Raw genomic sequence first — 21,134 nt, forward strand, 5'->3', positions numbered from 1 at the left:
CATATATAAAAATTAGATTAACGATGATCAACTTTCTTAACTAAAGCGTCACCTACAGATTGAATGATTTGCACTAAAACAATCAGCATTACAACCGTCACCGTCATGATGGTTAAATCATAACGGTGGAAACCATATCGAATAGCAACATCACCTAAGCCGCCACCGCCAACCGTACCTGCCATTGCCGAGTAGCTAACTAACGTTACTAGAGTGATAGTTACTGTATTTAAGATTGTAGGTAGTGCTTCAGGAAGCAATACTTTAGTAATAATTTGTAGCGGTGTTGCGCCCATAGATTGTGCCGCTTCAACTAAGCCACTTGGTACTTCAATTAATGCGCCTTCAATTAAACGAGCCACAAATGGGATTGCGCCAATAGTCAGTGGGACGATTGCCGCTGTCGTACCAATAAAGCTGCCCACAATCAGTTTTGTTACTGGAATAATGGCAACCATTAGAACCAAGAAAGGCACTGAACGACCAACGTTTACAATCGCACCAAGCACACTGTTAAATGCAGTATTTTCCATTAAGCCGCCTTTTTTGGTGATATGTAAAACAACACCAAGAGGGATCCCAATAGCAAAACCAACAATACCAGCAACCACAACCATATAAAGGGTTTCGCCCGTTGCGTTTACTAACAGCTTGCTGTTTAAATCAAGCCATGCAGAAATCACATCAAATGACATAACCTAATACCTCTACTTTTACGTGGTGATTGCGTAAGAATGCAATTGCTTGCTCTGTTGATTCAGGGTTACCAAAAAATTCCGCTAGCATAAGGCCAAATTTAACGCCGCCTGCATAATCAATATCTGCGTTTAATATGCTGATATCAATATCAAATTCGCGAGAGATTTGGCTAATAACAGGGGCATCAACACTGGCACCAGTAAATTCCAAACGAATAAGAGGGTAACTGCCATCTACATAGGTTTCTTGTAGACGAGATTTGAAATCATCAGGAATTGATAAATCTAATGTTGCACGAATAAACTCTTGTGCAAGCTTGGTCTTAGGGTGAGCAAAAATGTCACTTACAATGCCTTTTTCAACCAATTCACCACCACCGATAATCGCCACTTCATGACAAATGCTTTTTACCACTTCCATTTCATGAGTGATGATTAAAATCGTGATGTTTAATTTACGGTTTAGATCTTTAATCAGCTCTAAAATCGATTTTGTTGTTGCAGGATCAAGCGCACTGGTAGCCTCATCGCAAAGCAATACTTTTGGATCCGTTGAAAGTGCACGAGCAATGGCGACACGTTGTTTTTGCCCACCACTTAAATTCGCAGGGTAGGTATTGTGTTTGTCAGACAAGCCAACAAGATCGAGTAGCTCACTTACTTTCTTTTTAATATCTTGTTTTGATTTACCCGCTAACTCTAAAGGTAGAGCGACGTTTTCAAATACAGTTCGTGAAGCAAGAAGGTTAAAGTGTTGGAAGATCATCCCTATATTACGACGAGCTTTACTTAATTCGCTTGAAGAGAGTTTTGTTAAATCAACACCATCAACAATAACTTCACCATTTGTTGGCTTCTCTAGCATGTTTACACAGCGTATCAGTGTGCTTTTCCCTGCACCTGATGAGCCAATCACACCAAAGATGGTGCCTTGGGCAATATGTAGGTTAATATCTTTAAGGGCATTAATTTCCTTTGCACCTTGATAAAACACCTTATTAACGCGGTTTATTTCAATCATGATTCGCCTTGAACTGCATTTTTAAATAGGGAGCTAATGTAAATAGAAAGCCAGTGTAAATAGAAAGATAACCAAGGTTAAAAAATCTGAGCGATCTCTCATTTTTTATATTCTACTGATGCTATTTCGGATATTGATTTAAGTCAATAGGTATTTTTACGTCTAGACGGCTAAACGTATAAATAAGATGCTAAGAAAGCAAAAGCGTGCGATAATTTTTTATTAACCGATTTGATTATATAGAGGGTTTCACCTTGTCTAAACCAGCAGTATTTCTTGATAGAGACGGCGTGATTAACGTTGATCGTGGCTATGTTCATAAGCGTGATGACTTTGAATACATTGATGGTGTATTTAATGCTGTTAAAAAATGCAAAGACATGGGTTACCTACTGGTATTGGTAACAAACCAATCAGGCATTGCTCGTGGCATGTTTACAGAAGAGCAATTTGAAACGCTAACAGAGTGGATGGATTGGAACTTTGCTGAAAACGACATCGACTTTGATGGTATCTATTACTGCCCACACCACCCAGAAGCAACAGTAGAGCAATACAAAGAAGTGTGTGATTGCCGTAAACCAAATCCTGGCATGTTTATTTCTGCTCAAACGTTCTTAGATATCGACATGGAAAACTCTGTGATGATTGGTGATAAGAAAGAAGACATGATGGCAGCACAAGCGGCGGGTGTTGGTACTCGTATTCTTGTTCGCACTGGTAAGCCAGTAACCGAAGAAGGCGAAGCGTTAGCAACAACGGTTCTTGATAGTATTGCGGATGTGCCTAAGTTTCTGTTTGCTTAGTTTTTTACTAAGTGAGCCAGAAAATAGAATGTAATTAAGCGCCTATAGAGAAGTCTGTAGGCGTTTTTTTATGTTATTACGTTGTTTTAAAGTGGCTTTTTCTTTCCGTCTTACTTTTAAGAGATAAAGAGTGTATCTTTATTATAGAAAGTTACTTAAAGTTAATTATGTAAATGGATTTTAAATGACTCAATGAGTAGAGTTGTAAACTAAGGTGGTAGTTATGAATAACGTTGATAAAAGTTCAAATCTGCTTTTAGGTAATGATCAGCCAAAGGCATTATGTCATCAAAAAATGCCCGTAGATGAGACGGTGAATACATGGGATTTATTAACGGATGAACAACAACAAGAAATCCTTTCTCATTTGAGTGAGATCCCTTTTCAGTAATTTTCTTGCTTTAATATTTCTCTTTTATATTAGTAGATAATCTAATCCAAAGAGGTTTATTTTATGACACTTTCTTAATAAAAGTGTCAAATTCTTGTCTTTCTCTTTCTAATCTCCTTACTATTCTGCAAACTGTTAACTCGCTTACACTCTCAATAGAGCGGATTGTAGTTGGCATACTATTGAGCTAAGTTAATAAAATTATTATAAAAAACAAATGCAGCGGAGTCTGCAGATTGGATTTGGAGCAATAGTCACGGATGATATCTTACCTACTTAGACGACTTTTATTGGTTGTCCCAACCTTTATTGGTATTACCTTACTTATTTTTGCGTTAACGCGTTTTGTTCCCGGAGGCCCTGTAGAGCGTATGCTTCTGAGCTTACAAATGCAGGGAAGCGCTGAAACGGGTGGAACAAGCAGTGTAACTGATGGAAATAATGCCTTATCAGAAGATCAAATTGCCGAGCTTAATGCGTTTTATGGTTTAGATAAGCCTGTTTTTGAAGCCTATTATGATTGGTTAACAAAATTAGTGGTTCTCGATCTTGGTGAATCGACCCGTTATTACGAACCTGTATGGGATATGATTGCTGAGCGCTTACCTGTTTCCCTCTTTTATGGGGGAATGACCTTCCTACTCAGCTATCTTATTTCCATTCCTCTCGGTTATTTAAAAGCGTTAAAGCATGGCTCCATTCTTGATTCCACCTCTTCCATTGCTATTTTTGTTGGTTTTGCTTTGCCAGGTTACGTCATTGGTGTGTTCTTAATTAGTTTGTTTAGCTATCAACTGGAATGGTTTCCAATGGGTGGCTTTGTTGGCGATGACTTTGATGATTTCGGCGCTTTTGAACAAATAAAAGACATTATGTGGCATGCCGTATTACCTCTATTTTGTTATCTCATCGGTGATTTTGCTCTACTTACGATGACCATGAAGAATAACTTAATGGAAAACTTAGCGGCGGATTATGTTCGTACCGCCATCGCTAAAGGCTTGCCATTTAGAAAAGCCGTTCGTAAACACGCCTTACGTAATAGTTTGATCCCTGTTGCGAGTCACTTTGGTAATTCACTGATGTTTTTTATGACGGGTTCATTTCTCATCGAGGTTATTTTCAATATTGATGGCATTGGCTTGCTCGGTTACGAAGCGATTATGGAGCGAGATTACCCAGTCGTTATGGGGTTGTTTGCCATTAATGCCATGATGCTGATGCTAGGCAATATTTTGTCTGATGTGTGTGTTGCAGTGGTTGATCCACGCGTGAAGTTTGGAGCTTAATTATGACGTCGATATTAAAGTTAAGTCCACTGACGCAAAAGAAAGTTCAACGTTTTAAGGCGATAAAACGAGGTTATTGGTCATTTCTTATTTTGTCTTTATTACTGATGCTTTCTATCTTTGCGGAAGTGTTCGTTAATAGCAGAGCATTATTGGTGAGTTATCAAGGAGAGTGGCATTTTCCAACCTATGGTGACATAAAATCTGGAGAGATCTTTGGTTTAGATTATGTCCATGAAACTAATTACAGAGAGTTGAAAATTAAGTTTGAACAAGAAGAGCAGGGTAACTTTGTTATTATGCCTATTGTTCCATGGAATCCTTATGAGCAAGATTTTTCAGGGGATTTTCCTCCTACAGAGCCAAGTGTTGAAGGACAACATTATTTAGGCACCGATACGATTGGTCGAGATATTGTGTCGCGATTGGTTTATGGCTTTCGGATTGCCATGGGCTTTGCCTTAATTACCTTGGCAATATCCTATGTCATTGGCGTATCCGTTGGTTGTGCGATGGGGTTCTTTGGTGGCAAGTTCGATCTGTTTTTCCAACGTTTTATTGAAATTTGGTCTATGGTGCCTTTCTTATACGTCATCATGATATTGGTATCTATTATGAAGCCCAGCTTTATATTGTTTACCTTAATTAATGTCATGTTTGGCTGGATGGGAATGACATGGTACATGCGAACCATGACCTATAAAGAAAAAGCCCGAGAATATGTGGTGGCAGCCAAAGCTCTCGGCGCATCCAATAGCCGAATTTTGTTCCATCATATTTTGCCAAATACCATGGTTATGATTGTTACTTTGGCGCCATTTACTATTGTCGCAAATATCACCGCTCTTACTGCTTTGGATTATTTGGGGCTAGGTTTAATGCCACCGACACCAAGCTGGGGGGAGCTATTGCAACAAGGAAAATCAAATTTAGATTCACCATGGATAGCAAGCTCGGTTGTGACTGCGATTGTGACGGTATTAATTATGGTGACCTTTATTGGAGAAGGGATACGAGAAGCCTTTGATCCAAAGAAACATACTCGATACGTTTAAGTATTAACCTAGGTTGATGGAAAGCAGGGATCTAGGCCATATCGAAAATAGAGATAATAAAAAGAAAGGAATCGATAACTATGAATAAAAAGCTCACGAGATTAGCGCTATCCACTACTGCGTTATTTAGCTCTTATGTATTTTCAGCGGAATTGCCTGATAATCTACAGTGGCAAACCAATGACACCGCACTCACATTCGCCTCTTCTGAAGCAACCTTTGGTGGCTCGTATCGAACCTACACGTTAAGTTTCCCACAGACTTTTCGAACTGTTGGACCTGACTCTAATGGGGCTTTTAGAGCGTGGATTTTAGAGGCAAATTTACTCCCATTGATTAAGCATCCTAATAGCGGAGAGTGGCTTCCAGGGTTAGCTCTGTCATGGGCGTTTGGTGATGATAATAAAACCGTTTATTTTAAGTTAAACCCAAAAGCGACATGGAGTGATGGTAAGCCTGTCACCGCGGATGATTATCAGTTTATGCTTAAGTTAATGCGTTCAACAGACATTGTTGCCCCTTGGTATAACGACTTTTTTACTAATGAAATTGCAGACATCATTACCTTTGATAAAAATACGATAGCTGTTGTGTCCGCCAAAGCTCGTAACCGTGATGAATTGATTCAGTACACTAACTTAATGCCTCGACCTGAACACTTTTATGGTAAGCCAAAGGTGGATAAAAACAACGATGGTATTGATGATAAATTTGTTCGTAAATACAACTTCAAGCCAGAGCCTGTCACAGGACCTTACTATATTGATAAAATTAAAAAGGGTAAAAATATTACCTTTAAACACGTAGGTGAAGATTGGTGGGGTTATGAAAATAAGTATAACCAACATCGTTACAACGTAGAAAAAATTAATATCAAGGTGATCCGCGATGCTGATATTGCGCTAAAGCATTTTGAAAAAGGCAATTTGGATTCGTTTGATTTGGTTCGTCCCGATCTTTGGCATGAAAAATCTTCCGGCAAAAACTATCAAAGTGGCTATATTCAAAAAGCATGGGTGCTTAACCAAGCGCCAGTGGGAGCGGGTGGGCTATGGTTGAATACGGCAAAACCAATGTTAGATGATATTAATGTTCGTAAAGGCATTATGTTTGCGACTGACTTTGACATGATGATAGAGAAAGTCCTTCGTGGGGATTATTCTCGTAAGCCAAATGGCATGGGATTTGGTCATATTGGTTATGACAATACAGAGATTAAAGCGCCTAAGTTTGATGCTAAAAAAGCCATCGAATATTTTGAGCAAGCGGGATTCACTAAGGTCGGCCCTGATGGTATTCGTATTAATGATAAGGGCGAGCGACTAAGCTTTGCCGTCACTTATTCTCAGCAATCTTTCACCCCTCGTGTTGCCGTATTAAAAGAGCAGGCAAAATTGGCAGGGCTGGATCTTGAGCTGAATCTTATTGATGGCTCAAGTATGTTTAAATATGTACTTGAGAAAAAACACGATATCTCTTTCCATAATATGGGCACAGGCGACATTCCTGCTTATTGGGAATATTTCCACTCAGATAATGCCAATAAACCACAAACTAACCATTTCACTAATTTCACCTCTCCAGAGCTAGATAGTTTGATCGACTCATTCAAAAATGAATTTGATATTGAGAAAAAACAAGCGCTTTCCCGTGAAATCCAACAAGTGATTGCGGATGCTAACGTGATTGTACCGGGTTATATGGTGCCATACGCACGTGCAGGTTATTGGCGTTGGATGAAACTGCCAGAAAAGATGGCCACTAAACAGACTGGGTATTTATTCCACGGTTGGGGATTCTCTCAAACATTCAGCACCTTCTGGATTGATGACGGCGCGAAGAAAGAAACCAAAGCAGCAATGAAATCAGGCAAAACCTTTGAGCCTGTGACCATCATTGATGACACTTACAAACTATAAGTTTAACGAAGTAACGTAAAGGCTAGGAGAGGGATCTCCTAGTGACAACATACTAATAAAAACAGTGAAGATGCATATGGATAGAAAGATTGTTTTATCAGTAGAAAATCTAGTGACGGAGTTTCAAACTGATGATGGCACAGTAAGAGTGTTAGATGGTGTTAGCTTTCAAATACCAAAAGGAAAAACCATTGGCATTGTTGGTGAATCAGGCTGTGGGAAAAGTGTCACATCGATGTCTATTATGGGCTTATTACCTAAGCCGTATGGCAATGTCGTTGGGGGACGAATTTTATATAATGAGACGGATTTAGTTCAGCTAAGTCCTGATAAATTATATGAAATGCGTGGTAATCGTATCTCCATGATCTTCCAAGATCCAATGACGGCACTTAACCCCGTGCATACCATAGGAAAGCAGATTAACGAAGTATTAGAACTTCACCGTCCTGATTTAGGTAAAAAACAGCGTCTCGCCTATTCTTTAGAGATGTTAGAAAAAGTAGGCATCCCATCACCGGGATCTCGGATTCATGAGTACCCCCATAATTTGTCTGGTGGTATGCGTCAGCGTGTCATGATCGCCATTGCCCTCGCATGTGAACCTGACATTTTAATTTGTGATGAGCCAACGACAGCATTAGATGTCACCATTCAGGCGCAGATTTTAGAGTTAATGAAAACGCTGCAAGATGAAACGGGTATGTCGATTATTTTTATTACTCATGATCTTGGCGTGGTGGCTGAGATTTGTGATGAAGTTGTCGTGATGTATGCAGGGAGAGTGGCAGAACAAGCGGGTATTTTTGAATTGTTTGATAATCCCAAGCACCCATACACACAAGGTCTGATGTCTTCTATGCCGAGTTTAAATTTACAGCCAAAAACAGAGCTTGAAACCATTCAGGGAACCGTCCCTTCATTGCATGAAATGCCCGCAGGCTGTCGATTTTCAACACGCTGTAAATACAAGCAAGACATATGTAACACTGAGGTGCCAATCATAAGTGAAGTAGGTTTATTACATCAGGTAAGTTGCCATTTTACTCATCAATTAATTGCCAATAATGAGGTGGTTAAATGAATGAATTATTAAAAATTGATGGTCTTAAGCAGTATTTTTATTCAGGAAAAGGGATCTTTAATAAGGGATATGTAGTTCATGCGGTTGATGGGGTTTCATTGAGTGTTAATAAAGGCGAAACGCTTGGGCTTGTGGGGGAATCTGGTTGTGGGAAAAGTACATTAGGTCGTAGTCTTCTGAAGTTATTTGAACCAACTGCAGGGCGTATATTTTTTGAAGGTCAGGATATTACTCATCTTAATAATAAAGAGATGCGATCACTTCGCCAAGACATGCAGATTATTTTTCAAGATCCGACCGAGTCGCTGAATCCTAGACACACAATAGAGATGATTCTAGAAGAGCCTTTTGTTATTCATGGAGTGGGGACAGTTGAGGAGCGCAAACAATGGGTGGAAGACTTGCTGATTAAAGTTGGTTTACCTGCGAGCGCAGCAACGCGCTATCCTCATGAGTTCTCGGGCGGTCAAAAGCAAAGAATTGGTATCGCAAGAGCCATCGCATTAAAACCAAAATTAATCGTGTGTGATGAATCAGTGTCTGCATTGGATGTGTCAGTTCAAGCTCAGATAGTGAATTTATTACTCGATTTACAAAAAGAGATGAACTTAGCGTTGATATTTATTGCTCATGATTTATCGGTTGTGAAGCACATCTCTGACAAAGTAGCAGTCATGTACTTAGGTAAAATTGTTGAATATGGTGATTCGGAAACCTTATATCACTCGCCAAAGCACCCTTATACAGAAGCCTTACTTTCAGCAATACCTGTGACTCATCCTAAATTTAGAGGAAAGGAGCGGATCCTTTTAAAAGGAGACGTACCTTCGCCGATTAATCCACCCAAAGGATGTCGTTTTTCAACTCGTTGCCCAAAAGCAGAGGCAAAATGCTTCACTAAAGAACCGATAAGGCACGAACTTTCTGATAATGGGCATGAAGTGGCTTGCCATTTATATAAATAAATATCTTTTTTGAAACACCTGCGTGTCTCTGTTGTATCCTATAGGTACAAAGTTAAAATTAAAGCAGGTTGAAGAGTAATGAAGAGATTATTAGTATTGGCTATTTTTGGTGTGCTTGGTGGGTGCTCATCAGCAACCGTGACAGATATGGGGACTGCAAAACCAATACATTATGAATGTGACGCTGGAAGAAACTTTGATATTACATTTAATAATGATGACGCACTGTTAACTTTAGCTAAGGAAGAATATCTTTTAAAAAATGCTGTTACAGCGTCAGGAATGAGATACGTATCTTCTGAGTTAATAGAGGACTCTGGTACTGCAGTTGAGTTCCTTGGAAAAGGTTACGAAGCTACGTTAGAACTTGGCCCTGTTGTTTTCAACAATTGTGTTGTTGTAAAGTAATTAGTAACAATGCCCATGTAAATAATACGTGGGCATTTTTGTATCAGAGAGAATCTATTTAAGAACCGTAAGTAACAATATAACGAGTTGGTTTGTGGTTCATTTCTAATACAATATTAAGAATAATAGCGCCTAAGATAGAAACCAAAAGTAGCCATGGTGTAACAAAGAAGAATGAGGCAGTTAAAATACAACAGTCAATGGCCATTTGAACTTTACCGACAGAGATACCAAACTTCTTTTGAATGAATAAACATAAGACATTGAAGCCACCTAGGCTTGAGCGGTGTCTAAATAGAATCAGCATGCCTAACCCCATCAACAATCCACCAGCAATAGCACAGTAAATATCATTGATATGGTCGACAGAAATTACCATATTTAAATGGTCAGTCATGATAGAAACAAGAGCGCCGGAGATTAAACTGGTTACTGCAAAACGTTTCCCAAAGCGCTGCCAAGCAAGTGCATAAAAAGGCAGATTACATAAAAAGTAAAGAACACCAAAACTGATGTTACTCATTTGGCTAATTAACAACGCAAGTCCTGTTGTACCACCAGTTAGTAGATTCGCGGCTTGTAAAAAAAAGATACCTTGAGAAACTAAGAAGGTGCCAGTAAGTATGGCAATAACATCTTCCTTGTGTGTGTGTTTTATTTTTTCCATAATGATAAATTTATTTAATACCAATAAAATAATGGACGCAAGAATAGTTGGAATTTGAATTTATGCAATTACTAGAGAGTAAATATAGCATTGCTTTTGTAATAAAGTCTTTACATCGTGTAAAGTCAAAAATTGACACTTATTGAGTATCATTCATGTTGATAATGAGTAATTCGCAACAAAAATAACAAAGAAACATACAATTTAGGGTATCTGATCCAGATCAAATTATGTAGAATACATTGCAGTTAAGACTAGTGACGTAATCGTTTGCGTTGTTGGGCTATTTTTGGGTTTTATATTTATCTGAGTCAGGAGATACAGATGCTTAAGCGTGATATGAACATTGCCGATTACGATGCAGACTTGTTTGCAGCAATCCAGGAAGAAACAGTACGTCAAGAAGAGCATATCGAGCTGATTGCTTCTGAAAACTACACTAGTCCACGAGTGATGGAAGCTCAAGGTTCACAATTAACAAATAAGTACGCAGAAGGTTATCCTGGCAAGCGTTACTATGGTGGCTGTGAGTTTGTTGATAAAGTTGAAACATTAGCTATCAACCGTGCATGTGAATTGTTTGGTGCAGAATACGCAAACGTACAACCACATTCTGGTTCTCAAGCGAACAACGCTGTTTATATGGCACTACTAAATGCTGGTGATACAGTGCTAGGTATGAGCCTTGCTCACGGTGGCCATTTAACTCACGGTTCGCCAGTAAACTTCTCTGGTAAGCTTTATAATATCATTCCTTACGGTATTGATGAAGCTGGCCAAATTGATTACGAAGAAATGGAAGCACTAGCAGTAGAACATAAACCTAAGATGATCATCGGTGGTTTCTCTGCTTATTCTCAAGTATGTGATTGGGCACGTATGCGTGAAATCGCAGACAAAGTTGGCGCTTACTTCTTTGTAGATATGGCTCACGTAGCGGGTCTTATTGCCGCTGGTGTTTACCCTAACCCAGTACCACACGCACACGTAGTGACAACAACGACTCATAAAACACTGGCTGGTCCTCGTGGTGGTCTTATCCTTTCTAATGAAGGCGAAGATCTTTACAAGAAACTAAACTCAGCAGTATTCCCTGGTGGTCAAGGTGGCCCTCTAATGCACGTTATCGCTGGTAAAGCGGTTGCATTTAAAGAAGCACTGGAGCCTGAGTTTAAAGAATACCAAACACGTGTTGTTGCTAACGCAAAAGCGATGGTTGCAGAGTTCCTTGCTCGCGGTTACAACATCGTTTCAGGCTCTACTGAAAACCACTTGTTCCTAGTTGATTTAATCGACAAAGACATCACTGGTAAAGAAGCAGATGCGGCACTAGGTTCAGCTAACATTACCGTTAACAAGAACTCTGTACCAAACGATCCGCGTAGCCCGTTTGTTACTTCTGGTATCCGTGTAGGTTCTCCATCTATCACTCGTCGTGGTTTCTCTGAAGCTGATGCGAAAGAACTTGCTGGCTGGATGTGTGACATTCTAGACAACATGGGTGATGAGTCTGTTATCGAAGCAACAAAAGCAAAAGTGTTAGAGATCTGTAAGCGTCTACCTGTATACGCTTAATACTTTTTCTCGAGATTAACTTTAAAAGGCTAGCCTATTATGGGCTAGCCTTTTTTATTGGAAATTTAGAACATTAAGAGTGAAATAAAGTACAGGTAATTTACCATGTCTGTAGAAAAATATTTCAGGTTCATGATTTTAATTCTATTTCTGTATTATTTTTGAGAATAAGTAAAAAAGTTGTGATATGTTTCGATCTCAGTGAACTGAACGTTTGTTTCGGCACTTTTAAAAGGTTGGATCATGAGTAAAAAATTATTGTTAGCATCGTTAATATCAATGCTGCTTGCTGGCTGTAATCAAGAAGATATAAGTATAAATGGAACGACTCCAGATATTGGTGGTGACGGTGGAATTACTCCTCCAACAACAACACCAGAACCAGAACCAGAAAGTATCCCATACCGTTTTACATTAACTAGCGGTTCGAAACCTATAGTTGGTGCTACGTGTGACGGGATTAAATCTGATAATGCCGGACTTGTTGCTCTTGAGTATAAAGATGACTCACTACCATTAAATATTGCGTGTTTTATTGGTAATACTCCTTTATCTACATTTGACCTTTCTGCAACAAGATCAAATATAATCAGTCTACCTCTTGAATTAAGTGGTGATACCTCTTCTCTTAAAAAAGAAAATAATAATGATGCCTTAGCAAATATTCAGTCATTATTAAGCACCGTCGATGCTGATGGTGTTGACTCGAATGGTTATCAGTTTATTGATGGTGAAGAGAGCACAATAAATTTTGCTAAGCACCAGACTGAAGCATTAACGAAAAATGAAAATGATTTTTTAATGCAAAATATTAGTTATCTAAAAGACGATAAACCCGTAGGTGTAGAGCCTGGGCATGGAACTGATGTCGAACCGGAAATCACTCCTGGATCTGATGATGTTACTGGTAGTAGTGGTATTGTGAGTTCAAATGCAGAAAAACAATATGCTTATGTACCAGAAGTGGCTATTCCAGAAGTATCAAAATTAGTGTTTGATGGTCAGCCTGTTGCTGGTGTGGAATATTATGGTCCGACATATCGTGGTAAAACAGACAAGAATGGTTTATTTGAATATAACTGGGGTGATGACGTTACTTTTGGTATTCAAGCATTAACATTGGGTTCAATTAAAGCTAAAGGGTTAGATATTCAACTTGGTGCTTTAGCTGCTGATCCAAGTAAATCAAAGAATGTTGAAAACCTGATTAAACAATTTGATAAAAGCCATTCAGCACCTTGGACTATAGAAGAAGACGTACATAATCGTTTTGCTTTAGAGTCGAATAATATTGTTGAGTTAATTAACATGAACTTGGTGAATGCTGATACATCAAGTTTTGATCCAAGTTTTGGCACGCCTCCAAAGATTGAAGATGAATTTATCGCTCAATTTAATGATGGTGGTAGTGCATTTGATATCGTTTCTTCATTAGAATTGACGCCGATTAATGCTGATAGTTATACGTTCTCACCTTATGTAAGTATGCGTAGTATGAGTCGTGCTGAAACAGCCTCTCAAGCACTATTAACCATGATGGGGCAAAATGATGCGGACGTTAAGAATGACGTAACTCATTTCCATGTTTTTGGTAATCAAAATGATGGTTATCGCTTGCCGAGTCCTCACGCAGCTACCTTCATTAATATTGATAATAATGCAGCACCGGTAGTCATGCCTCGCAGTGATCTAAATGCTTATATTCCATTTGGTCAATTAGCGGTAACCGATAAATTTAGCCGACCATTTTTTGATTTAACGGATAACTCATTAACTACACCGACCTACATTGATGCGAAAAATAAGACGCATTGGAATTTAAAAGGCCAATCAGTTGCAGCTGATTCTGTTGAAAGTTCATATAAGATGAATAAGGAAACAGCAACGTTTGAATTACCATTTGTGGTTTCAGGAAAAATTGGAGAAGGTAAAGTTTTAGTACTTGGTAATTCCTTATATAACTCTATTTTAGTTTGCCCTGAAAATTATAGTTATAATTCAATCAGTAACGATGGAGTTTGTGCTAATGGGAATGGCACCACAGACAGTCTTGATATGTTTAATTTCTTTGTTAATGCACTAGGCTGGTTAGATACAGATAACAGAGGTATTAATATTGCGACCAATCGTGTTGATGGTTATTTTTCTCAAATACACGGATTCAATAGTTATTCATTTGAGTTAAATTCTAAATTTACGGATTTAGGCATGACGATGGAATCGGGTATTTCACCTCAAAGTCTAAATGTAGATACCAATCCTATTTATATTCTACAAGCCTACCCAGTAAGAGATCGAAATCCAGACCGTCCAGATTATGAGGCACCATTAATCGATGATAATGACGTAAATGCATTAATTGATTATGTTAATCAAGGCGGTAGCGTGTTGATTATGGAGAGTCTATATAATCGTGATTTACCTATGTTAGGTCGATTTTTAGATACGGCAGGGATCAGCTCTATTGGTCGTAATAATGTCGTGAAGTTTGCAGGAAAACTACCAAGTAACTTTATTGCAGAAGTGGGTAAAGGTAGTACGTCACTTCGTCCTGTTTATACCGAAGAAGTGTATGTATTAGAAGGCCTAGCATTTGAAGCAACTTCAGTCGATGCTAACAATATCCCTGAGAAAGGATATAAGTACAATGAAGACACAAATACGTATTCTTGGGGTGATAAATCTATTAATAATAAAGCGATTCTTCGTGCATTATATCGCCCTCAGCAAGTGAGAGACGAAAATCGTCATAATGCAACTAAAGAATGTCAACAACAACCTGATTTAGTTGATGATGCTGTACAGGCTTGTATTGATACTAAGTTAAACAAGCTAGCTCAAGACGGATTAGATAAATGGACATCTGATGTTCAAACTATTTATGGCGTGCCTATGTGTACAAATAGTGATTATCAATATCAGTTAGATTGTATCGAACGCCGTGAAGGTAATGGCATCCCTATTTCTAAAACAACGTATCCTGGCGCTAATGATATGGTGCAAGCTTATGCTCGTTTACCAATGAGTAAAGAGGTATCAAATGCGATGATTGAAGCTGCGAATATGGGCACTAATCTAACGGAACTTTATCAGCATGAGCTGTATTATCGTTCTGGTGGTATAAACGGTGTTCGTTTGAGTGGTATTGATGTAGACCGTATTTATAACAATTTATCTGCTTGGATGTGGAATAACGAGCAATATCGTTACGATAGCTCAACTAAGGACGAGTTTGGCCATAAAACGGTGGTTGAGTTCTTAAATTGTTATTCACATGATACTTATGGTAATCCAAGTTCAGATAATGTAATTGTTTGTCCTGAAGCGCTAAAGGCTGAAATGTTAGCAAAAGGGTTCTTAGTAACGGTTGATGGAGTAAATAAATTAAACCCATCTTACCCATTAAACTATATGGAAAAACCACTAACACGAATGATGCTAGGACGCTCATATTTTGATGTCGATGCGAAGAATGGAGCAGCTGAAGATCGTGGCGTTCAGGTTGATGTACGTAATTATCCAGGCGTAGCAACAGTAACAACGCCAGCTAAAACGATTACTGTTCATAAAGGTTCTCGTCAATCAGCTGGTGTGTGGATCCCTGCTCGTGAAGTTGCTTATATAAGCGGTTTAAGTGTAAGTGATTCTGTTATGGTTGCTATGGCGGATAACTTAACAGGCCGTATAAATCATGAAATGGCGCTTAACCGTCCACCTCGAGTGAGCATGAGTTTTAATGATGTGGAAGCTGAAGCCGGATTTAAAGTGCCTTATGGTGGTTCGGTTTATATTACGGTTAATTCTGCTGAATCAGTAGAGGTTAACTTTAGTGGTTCAGCTATAGCGGCGCCAATGTTTACAATGACATCAGCAACAGAAGGTTCATGGATTACATCACCAAGTGAAAGTGATGCACCTATTACTGAGATTGTTGGTAATCGTTTCAGCTATACAACTACAACGGCAGGTATTAAAGGACACTCAGAGGCGGATGTTTTAGAGATGACCAAACAATTTGATCTGTTTACCATTGGGGTTAATGAGTTTTATGGTCGTGATGAAGTCTCTGGTATTCACTCTATGTTTACTGATGCTGCATCAGGATTGGAATATCAAAATATGCGTTTGGTAGATGATATTCAAATCTCAATTGGTTCTGCACACTCTGGCTATCCAGTAATGAGTACGAGTTTCCCTCGTCAAAAATCATCGTTATTTAAAGCAACTGATAATTGGATGTTAGGCCATGAAATCGGTCATAACCAAGCGACAAATTGGTTAAATGTTGCAGGGGCTGGTGAAACGGCTAATAATGTATTAGCACTTTATACTCAAGATCGTAATACTGGTGATATGCCACGTATTAAAGTATCAATTAAGAATGCAACAGAGTGGGCAAATGGAGAGCATCCGTGGGCTGATGGCACCAATGCCGATCGTTTAAATTTCTTTGGTCAGCTAAAGGTTTGGGCAGAAGATAGCTTTGATATTGCTCTATGGGAATCTGAAGCTAAGTTAGCAGAAGAGCGTAGCATTTATAATAAAAATGAATCTGGTCAATACGATCAAGGTTGGAACTTTTATAAATACTTACACCGTGCCGCTCGTATGCCAGCGTTTTTTGTCGATGGTCCTAAAAAAGGTCAAACGAATTATTGCTCATCAGAGTTTGCTCAGTCAAAGTCATTATCTAATCAAGATATGATGATGATCTGTTCATCTTTCTTAACGGGTAAGGATATTGAAACGTTCTTTACTACATGGAAGTTTGGTGAATCGAAAGTGACACTGCAAAGCGGTGATAAATATTCTGTAGGTATTTCTGGATCAGCTTTAGCTGTTATGAAAGATATGCGTAATCAAGGTGTTATCGTCACAGCGAAAACATCGCCATTAACAATCAATGCGACTAAATCAAAAGAAGTAATGTTACCTCAAGTTCCATACTTTCATTAATAAGTAAGCGAAATAAAAAAGCCCTCGTTCTAATATAGATCGAGGGCTTTTTACTATCAGTAAGTAAATTAAATAAAGACTTACTTATTAATATTAATCAACGCGCCAGATTTACATTGGAAAGTATAGTAACGGCTTGTTTCATTAAACTTACCTAGACCTTCACCTGTACAGTAATCAACGTTAATATCACGCATGACATCGAGTGTTTTTTCATTATTTAGTTGGAATTTAGAACCATCGCTACAAATGATACGAACACGTCCATCATCACTAACTGAATAGACTTTTACCTCAGTATTACATAGCTCAAAAGAAGCATCTTGATAATTGTCTTGTTGCTTTGGTGCACTGCTACAGCCGGCTAAAACGAGTGCAAATACACAGGCTAAACTGATTTTTTTCATTATGATCATTCCTCTAAGTTACATTATCTTATAAATATATCGTGTATATCTACTGAATGCGAGTTTCAATCTAATAAATCAGAGCGAAACCTTAATGGTGTTAATTTGAGAGGTTAACTCAGCCATTGTTTGCTCAGATACCGCAGTAATCGTATCTAAAATTTCAGATACGTTAAGAGTTTGAGAGAGCATGGTATCAGCCGTTTGAAGTGGTAATGAAATACGTTCCATTAATAAATTCTCCGAGAGCTGGTTAGGTAATCACGATATAACTAATCATCGGTATTTGATGTTTTTTAAAATAGATAATGCAATAGGTAGCCTTATAATAAAAATAGATGTGTTTAATCACATAGGCAATATATATTGATACTTTAGTTACTTAGTGTTTTTTTATTGACATAATACTAACATATATCGTTGCTTAAGCACTTGAGCATAGGCACCGTTCTGCTTTTCTTGTACACTAAATAAAAAATAGAGGAGGCAACTATGCATTGTCCATTTTGCAGCGCAACAGATACGAAAGTCATTGACTCGCGATTGGTTTCTGATGGCCATCAAGTTCGTCGTCGTCGACAATGTTTGGCGTGTAATGAGCGATTTACTACCTTTGAATCCGCCGAGTTAGTCATGCCAAAAGTGATAAAATCAAATGGTAATCGTGAACCGTTTAATGAAGATAAACTGTCAGGTGGGTTATATCGTTCATTAGAGAAGCGTCCTGTTAGCGCCGATTTAGTTGAGTTAGCATTAAATACCATTAAATCTCAATTACGAGCAACGGGTGAGCGAGAAGTACCATCAGATATGATTGGTAATCTGGTTATGGACCAATTGAAAGAACTTGATAAAGTGGCATATATACGTTTTGCTTCGGTTTATCGTAGTTTTGAAGATATCAAAGAGTTCGGTGAAGAAATCGCAAAATTAGAGAAATAACATGAAATTTACCTCCCAAGATCACCAAATGATGCAAAAGGCCATTTTATTGGCAAAGCAAGGTATTTATACCACCGCCCCAAACCCAAATGTTGGTTGTGTGTTGGTTAAAGATGGGCAGATTATTGGAGAGGGGGCACATTTAAAAGCGGGCGACCCGCATGCGGAAGTTCATGCATTGCGTCAAGCGGGTGGTAAGGCTAAAGGTTCTACTGCGTATGTTACGTTAGAACCTTGTTCTCATTATGGAAGAACTCCGCCTTGTGCTGAAGGGTTAATTAACGCAGGAGTAAGTAAAGTTATTTGCGCCATGGTCGATCCAAACCCTCAAGTCGCAGGACGAGGTTTAGCCATGTTAAATGCTGCTGGCATTGAAACCGCATCAGGTTTATTAGAAGCAGACTCTAGAGCCCTAAACCCTTCATTTTTACAACGAATGGAAACCGGAAAACCGTTTGTTCAGCTAAAAATGGCAGCCAGCCTTGATGGAAAAACCGCCTTAGAAAATGGGGTGAGTCAATGGATAACCTCAAAAGAAGCGAGACAAGATGTTCAACGTTATCGCGCTCAATCGGGAGCGATTTTATCTACATCGAAAACGGTGATGGAAGATAATGCTTCGTTGAATGTTCGTTGGGAAGACTTCCCTACCTCGATACAAAAATCCTACCAAGAAGACGCAGTAAGACAGCCTTTACGTATCATATTAGATCGCCAACACCAGTTAACTCCTGAACTTAAGTTATTTATGACAGAGGGAGAGGTTGTTACTGCTTCTTCTCAATATACTCACTCTATAACACCACAAGAGAATCATTTGCATTGTAATGTTACTGAAGAGGGTCAACTCAACTTATCTGAAATTATTGATAAAGTAGCAAAGGCTTACAATGTTAATCATATCTGGGTTGAAGCGGGTGCAACATTAGCAGCAAGCATGATAAAAGCGGATCTTGTGGACGAACTGATTATTTATCTTGCACCTAAGTTAATGGGAGCTGATGGACGCAGTTTATTAAATCTAGTTGGATTAAAAGCAATGTCTGAAGCGATAGATTTAGATATAACGGATGTTCGAATGGTCGGAAAAGACATTCGTATTACAGCAAAAATAGTAAGGTAACAGATGTTTACAGGAATTATTGAGTCAATAGGAACACTTCAGGCTATCACTCCAAAAGGTGAAGACATTAGTGTTACCGTCAATGTTGGTAAATTAGATATGGGCGATGTAAGGCTTGGAGATAGCATTGCCACCAACGGTGTGTGCTTAACGGTTGTTGCGATGACTGAGCATACCTATACTGCTGATTTATCATTAGAGACTTTAAAGCGTACCGGTTTTGTTGATTACAAAGCGGGCGATAAAGTGAATCTTGAAAAAGCCATGTTACCAACCACTCGCTTTGGTGGTCATATTGTCTCTGGTCATGTTGATGCGGTTGGTGAAATTATTGAACGCCATCAAACAGGCCGAGCGGTTGAGTTTTGGATTCAGTTACCACAGAATCTAGCCAAGTATGTTGTGGAAAAAGGATCTATAACGGTTGATGGCATAAGTCTAACGGTTAATGATTTACGTAAAAATGCATTTAAGCTGACGATTGTACCTCATACGGCAGCTGAAACAACAATGGACAATTTCTCTGTAGGTCAAAAAGTGAACCTAGAAGTGGATGTCATTGCTCGATATTTAGAAAGACTTGTGATCGGACAGAAAGAAGAGCAACCTGAGTCTTCTGTTACGATGGATCTTTTGGCAAAATCTGGTTTCTTAAATTAACCACTTAACCTAACTAATATATTAAAGGTATTTCACATGGCAATTAGCTCAGCAAAAGACATTATTGAAGATATTCGTTTAGGTAAGATGGTTATCTTAATGGATGACGAAGATCGAGAGAATGAAGGCGATTTAATCATTGCAGCAGAAAAAATCACGCCAGAAGCAATCAACTTCATGGCAACACACGGTCGTGGTTTAATTTGTCTTACGATGACGAAAGATCGTTGTGAAAAGCTAGGTCTTCCACCAATGGTGCAAGACAATAATGCCCAGTTTACAACTAACTTTACGGTATCTATTGAAGCTGCAGAAGGCGTAACTACGGGGATTTCAGCAGCTGACCGTTCTCGTACCGTTGAGGCAGCAGTAGCAAAAAACGCAGTGGCGGCAGATTTAGTTCAACCTGGCCATATCTTCCCTCTTGCAGCCCAAGAAGGCGGCGTACTAACTCGTGCTGGACACACTGAAGCCGGTTGTGACTTAGCGCGTTTAGCTGGTTTTGAGCCTGCAGGCGTGATTGTTGAGATCCTAAATGATGACGGCACAATGGCTCGCCGTCCTGATTTAGAAGTATTTGCTGAAAAGCATGATATTAAGTTAGGCACAATTGCAGACTTAATTGAATACCGTAATGATAATGAAACCACGATTGAGCGTGTTGCTGAGTGTAAATTACCAACAGAATTTGGTGATTTTGATTTAGTGACTTACCGTGACACAATTGATAATCAACTTCATTATGCAATGAAGAAAGAAAATACATCAGGTACTGCGCCATTAGTTCGTGTGCATCTTCAAGATACGTTTACTGATATTCTTCATTCTGATCGCTGTGCTGAACGCAGCTGGACATTACCAATGGCAATGCAACGAATTGCCAATGAAGGTGGTGTGCTTGTGATCTTAGGGAATGAAGAATCAACCGATAGTATTATACATAAAATCAAAGTATTAGAACGTCAAGATAGTGGTGAAGCACCTACGATGGCGAAGAAACAAGGCACGTCGCGCCGTGTCGGTGTTGGATCTCAAATCTTAGCGGACATGGGGATTTCTGATATGCGTCTGTTATCATCATCTTCAAAGCGTTACCATTCATTATCAGGCTTTGGCCTTAATGTGGTTGAATACGTTTCAAAATAAGCGTCTTGATGGGCTCAATTGT

19 protein-coding genes are annotated in these 21,134 nt (G+C 38.9%); 14 read left to right on the forward strand and 5 right to left on the reverse strand.

The genetic code is table 11. The features are described 5' to 3' along the window. Positions 1-17 precede the first annotated feature (17 nt). A complete protein-coding gene (locus tag PVK62_RS09505) occupies positions 18-695 on the reverse strand; it encodes a methionine ABC transporter permease (RefSeq protein WP_274443921.1) in 678 nt (225 codons plus the stop codon). Then, on the reverse strand, positions 685-1,719 hold the full coding sequence (metN, locus tag PVK62_RS09510; RefSeq protein ID WP_274443920.1) for a methionine ABC transporter ATP-binding protein MetN: 1,035 nt from the start codon (positions 1,717-1,719) through the stop codon (positions 685-687). Before metN ends, PVK62_RS09505 begins: the two co-directional genes overlap by 11 nt. Positions 1,720-1,973: 254 nt before the next feature. Between metN and gmhB the strand changes: the two genes are divergently transcribed. From gmhB to PVK62_RS09550, 8 genes are all read left to right on the forward strand, one after another. Further along, the gene (gene gmhB, locus PVK62_RS09515; RefSeq protein ID WP_045101430.1) at positions 1,974-2,525 is read left to right on the forward strand and encodes a D-glycero-beta-D-manno-heptose 1,7-bisphosphate 7-phosphatase; all 552 of its coding nucleotides are present in this window, start codon (positions 1,974-1,976) and stop codon (positions 2,523-2,525) included. Positions 2,526-2,748: 223 nt separating this feature from the next. Next, positions 2,749-2,916, forward strand: coding sequence for a hypothetical protein (locus tag PVK62_RS09520; RefSeq protein ID WP_274443919.1), 168 nt, complete (start codon positions 2,749-2,751; stop codon positions 2,914-2,916). A 260-nt stretch (positions 2,917-3,176) separates the two neighbouring features. Next, positions 3,177-4,205 carry an ABC transporter permease subunit gene (locus PVK62_RS09525; RefSeq protein ID WP_130044718.1) on the forward strand — a complete coding sequence of 343 codons (1,029 nt, stop codon included), beginning with the start codon at positions 3,177-3,179 and terminating at the stop codon, positions 4,203-4,205. 2 nt (positions 4,206-4,207) lie between these two features. Next, complete coding sequence (locus PVK62_RS09530; RefSeq protein ID WP_443111768.1) at positions 4,208-5,260, forward strand: ABC transporter permease; 1,053 nt, start codon at positions 4,208-4,210, stop codon at positions 5,258-5,260. An 80-nt stretch (positions 5,261-5,340) separates the two neighbouring features. Further along, complete coding sequence (locus PVK62_RS09535) at positions 5,341-7,179, forward strand: extracellular solute-binding protein (RefSeq protein WP_274443918.1); 1,839 nt, start codon at positions 5,341-5,343, stop codon at positions 7,177-7,179. 76 nt (positions 7,180-7,255) lie between these two features. Then, positions 7,256-8,263, forward strand: a complete 1,008-nt coding sequence (locus PVK62_RS09540) for an ABC transporter ATP-binding protein (protein WP_274443917.1) — start codon at positions 7,256-7,258, stop codon at positions 8,261-8,263. Beyond that, positions 8,260-9,228 carry an ABC transporter ATP-binding protein gene (locus tag PVK62_RS09545; protein WP_274443916.1) on the forward strand — a complete coding sequence of 323 codons (969 nt, stop codon included), beginning with the start codon at positions 8,260-8,262 and terminating at the stop codon, positions 9,226-9,228. Before PVK62_RS09540 ends, PVK62_RS09545 begins: the two co-directional genes overlap by 4 nt. A 78-nt stretch (positions 9,229-9,306) precedes the next feature. Next, complete coding sequence (locus PVK62_RS09550) at positions 9,307-9,636, forward strand: MliC family protein (RefSeq protein WP_274443915.1); 330 nt, start codon at positions 9,307-9,309, stop codon at positions 9,634-9,636. Between the two features lie 58 nt (positions 9,637-9,694). Here the strand turns inward: PVK62_RS09550 and PVK62_RS09555 are convergent, their stop codons facing one another. Further along, positions 9,695-10,303 carry a YitT family protein gene (locus tag PVK62_RS09555; protein ID WP_274443914.1) on the reverse strand — a complete coding sequence of 203 codons (609 nt, stop codon included), beginning with the start codon at positions 10,301-10,303 and terminating at the stop codon, positions 9,695-9,697. A 324-nt stretch (positions 10,304-10,627) separates the two neighbouring features. Between PVK62_RS09555 and glyA the strand changes: the two genes are divergently transcribed. Both glyA and PVK62_RS09565 read left to right on the forward strand, forming a co-directional pair. Then, positions 10,628-11,878, forward strand: coding sequence for a serine hydroxymethyltransferase (gene glyA / locus PVK62_RS09560; protein WP_130044725.1), 1,251 nt, complete (start codon positions 10,628-10,630; stop codon positions 11,876-11,878). A 243-nt stretch (positions 11,879-12,121) separates the two neighbouring features. Further along, on the forward strand, positions 12,122-16,834 hold the full coding sequence (locus PVK62_RS09565) for an SslE/AcfD family lipoprotein zinc metalloprotease (protein ID WP_274443913.1): 4,713 nt from the start codon (positions 12,122-12,124) through the stop codon (positions 16,832-16,834). 80 nt (positions 16,835-16,914) lie between these two features. Here PVK62_RS09565 and PVK62_RS09570 read toward each other — a convergent pair whose 3' ends face one another. Both PVK62_RS09570 and PVK62_RS09575 read right to left on the reverse strand, forming a co-directional pair. Then, positions 16,915-17,241 carry a hypothetical protein gene (locus PVK62_RS09570; RefSeq protein ID WP_274443912.1) on the reverse strand — a complete coding sequence of 109 codons (327 nt, stop codon included), beginning with the start codon at positions 17,239-17,241 and terminating at the stop codon, positions 16,915-16,917. 78 nt (positions 17,242-17,319) lie between these two features. After that, positions 17,320-17,472 carry a hypothetical protein gene (locus PVK62_RS09575; protein ID WP_274443911.1) on the reverse strand — a complete coding sequence of 51 codons (153 nt, stop codon included), beginning with the start codon at positions 17,470-17,472 and terminating at the stop codon, positions 17,320-17,322. 261 nt (positions 17,473-17,733) lie between these two features. On the opposite strand from PVK62_RS09575, the gene nrdR reads away from it, so the two are divergent. The 4 genes from nrdR to ribBA are packed head-to-tail and all read left to right on the forward strand — an operon-like array spanning position 17,734 to position 21,112. Further along, positions 17,734-18,183, forward strand: coding sequence for a transcriptional regulator NrdR (nrdR, locus tag PVK62_RS09580; RefSeq protein WP_060993574.1), 450 nt, complete (start codon positions 17,734-17,736; stop codon positions 18,181-18,183). Position 18,184: 1 nt separating this feature from the next. Further along, positions 18,185-19,306 carry a bifunctional diaminohydroxyphosphoribosylaminopyrimidine deaminase/5-amino-6-(5-phosphoribosylamino)uracil reductase RibD gene (gene ribD / locus PVK62_RS09585; RefSeq protein ID WP_274443910.1) on the forward strand — a complete coding sequence of 374 codons (1,122 nt, stop codon included), beginning with the start codon at positions 18,185-18,187 and terminating at the stop codon, positions 19,304-19,306. Between the two features lie 3 nt (positions 19,307-19,309). Further along, positions 19,310-19,966, forward strand: coding sequence for a riboflavin synthase (locus PVK62_RS09590; RefSeq protein ID WP_274443909.1), 657 nt, complete (start codon positions 19,310-19,312; stop codon positions 19,964-19,966). A gap of 36 nt (positions 19,967-20,002) precedes the next feature. Beyond that, positions 20,003-21,112 (forward strand): bifunctional 3,4-dihydroxy-2-butanone-4-phosphate synthase/GTP cyclohydrolase II, encoded by a 1,110-nt coding sequence (gene ribBA, locus PVK62_RS09595; RefSeq protein ID WP_274443908.1) that lies wholly within the window; start codon positions 20,003-20,005, stop codon positions 21,110-21,112. The last annotated feature ends 22 nt before the right edge of the window (positions 21,113-21,134 follow it).

The organism is Aliivibrio sp. S3MY1 (assembly GCF_028765575.1).
In the GTDB taxonomy this organism is placed as follows: Bacteria; Pseudomonadota; Gammaproteobacteria; order Enterobacterales; family Vibrionaceae; genus Aliivibrio.

Coding starts and splice junctions, on each gene's coding strand:
- PVK62_RS09590 (WP_274443909.1), top strand. CDS start 19,310: ATGTTTACAGGAATTATTGAGTCAATAGGAACACTTCAGGCTATCACT.
- PVK62_RS09525 (WP_130044718.1), top strand. CDS start 3,177: ATGATATCTTACCTACTTAGACGACTTTTATTGGTTGTCCCAACCTTT.
- PVK62_RS09555 (WP_274443914.1), bottom strand. CDS start 10,303: ATGGAAAAAATAAAACACACACACAAGGAAGATGTTATTGCCATACTT.
- PVK62_RS09540 (WP_274443917.1), top strand. CDS start 7,256: ATGGATAGAAAGATTGTTTTATCAGTAGAAAATCTAGTGACGGAGTTT.
- PVK62_RS09530 (WP_443111768.1), top strand. CDS start 4,208: ATGACGTCGATATTAAAGTTAAGTCCACTGACGCAAAAGAAAGTTCAA.
- ribBA (WP_274443908.1), top strand. CDS start 20,003: ATGGCAATTAGCTCAGCAAAAGACATTATTGAAGATATTCGTTTAGGT.
- nrdR (WP_060993574.1), top strand. CDS start 17,734: ATGCATTGTCCATTTTGCAGCGCAACAGATACGAAAGTCATTGACTCG.
- PVK62_RS09535 (WP_274443918.1), top strand. CDS start 5,341: ATGAATAAAAAGCTCACGAGATTAGCGCTATCCACTACTGCGTTATTT.
- PVK62_RS09565 (WP_274443913.1), top strand. CDS start 12,122: ATGAGTAAAAAATTATTGTTAGCATCGTTAATATCAATGCTGCTTGCT.
- glyA (WP_130044725.1), top strand. CDS start 10,628: ATGCTTAAGCGTGATATGAACATTGCCGATTACGATGCAGACTTGTTT.
- metN (WP_274443920.1), bottom strand. CDS start 1,719: ATGATTGAAATAAACCGCGTTAATAAGGTGTTTTATCAAGGTGCAAAG.
- PVK62_RS09545 (WP_274443916.1), top strand. CDS start 8,260: ATGAATGAATTATTAAAAATTGATGGTCTTAAGCAGTATTTTTATTCA.
- PVK62_RS09550 (WP_274443915.1), top strand. CDS start 9,307: ATGAAGAGATTATTAGTATTGGCTATTTTTGGTGTGCTTGGTGGGTGC.
- ribD (WP_274443910.1), top strand. CDS start 18,185: ATGAAATTTACCTCCCAAGATCACCAAATGATGCAAAAGGCCATTTTA.
- PVK62_RS09570 (WP_274443912.1), bottom strand. CDS start 17,241: ATGAAAAAAATCAGTTTAGCCTGTGTATTTGCACTCGTTTTAGCCGGC.
- PVK62_RS09520 (WP_274443919.1), top strand. CDS start 2,749: ATGAATAACGTTGATAAAAGTTCAAATCTGCTTTTAGGTAATGATCAG.
- PVK62_RS09575 (WP_274443911.1), bottom strand. CDS start 17,472: ATGGAACGTATTTCATTACCACTTCAAACGGCTGATACCATGCTCTCT.
- PVK62_RS09505 (WP_274443921.1), bottom strand. CDS start 695: ATGTCATTTGATGTGATTTCTGCATGGCTTGATTTAAACAGCAAGCTG.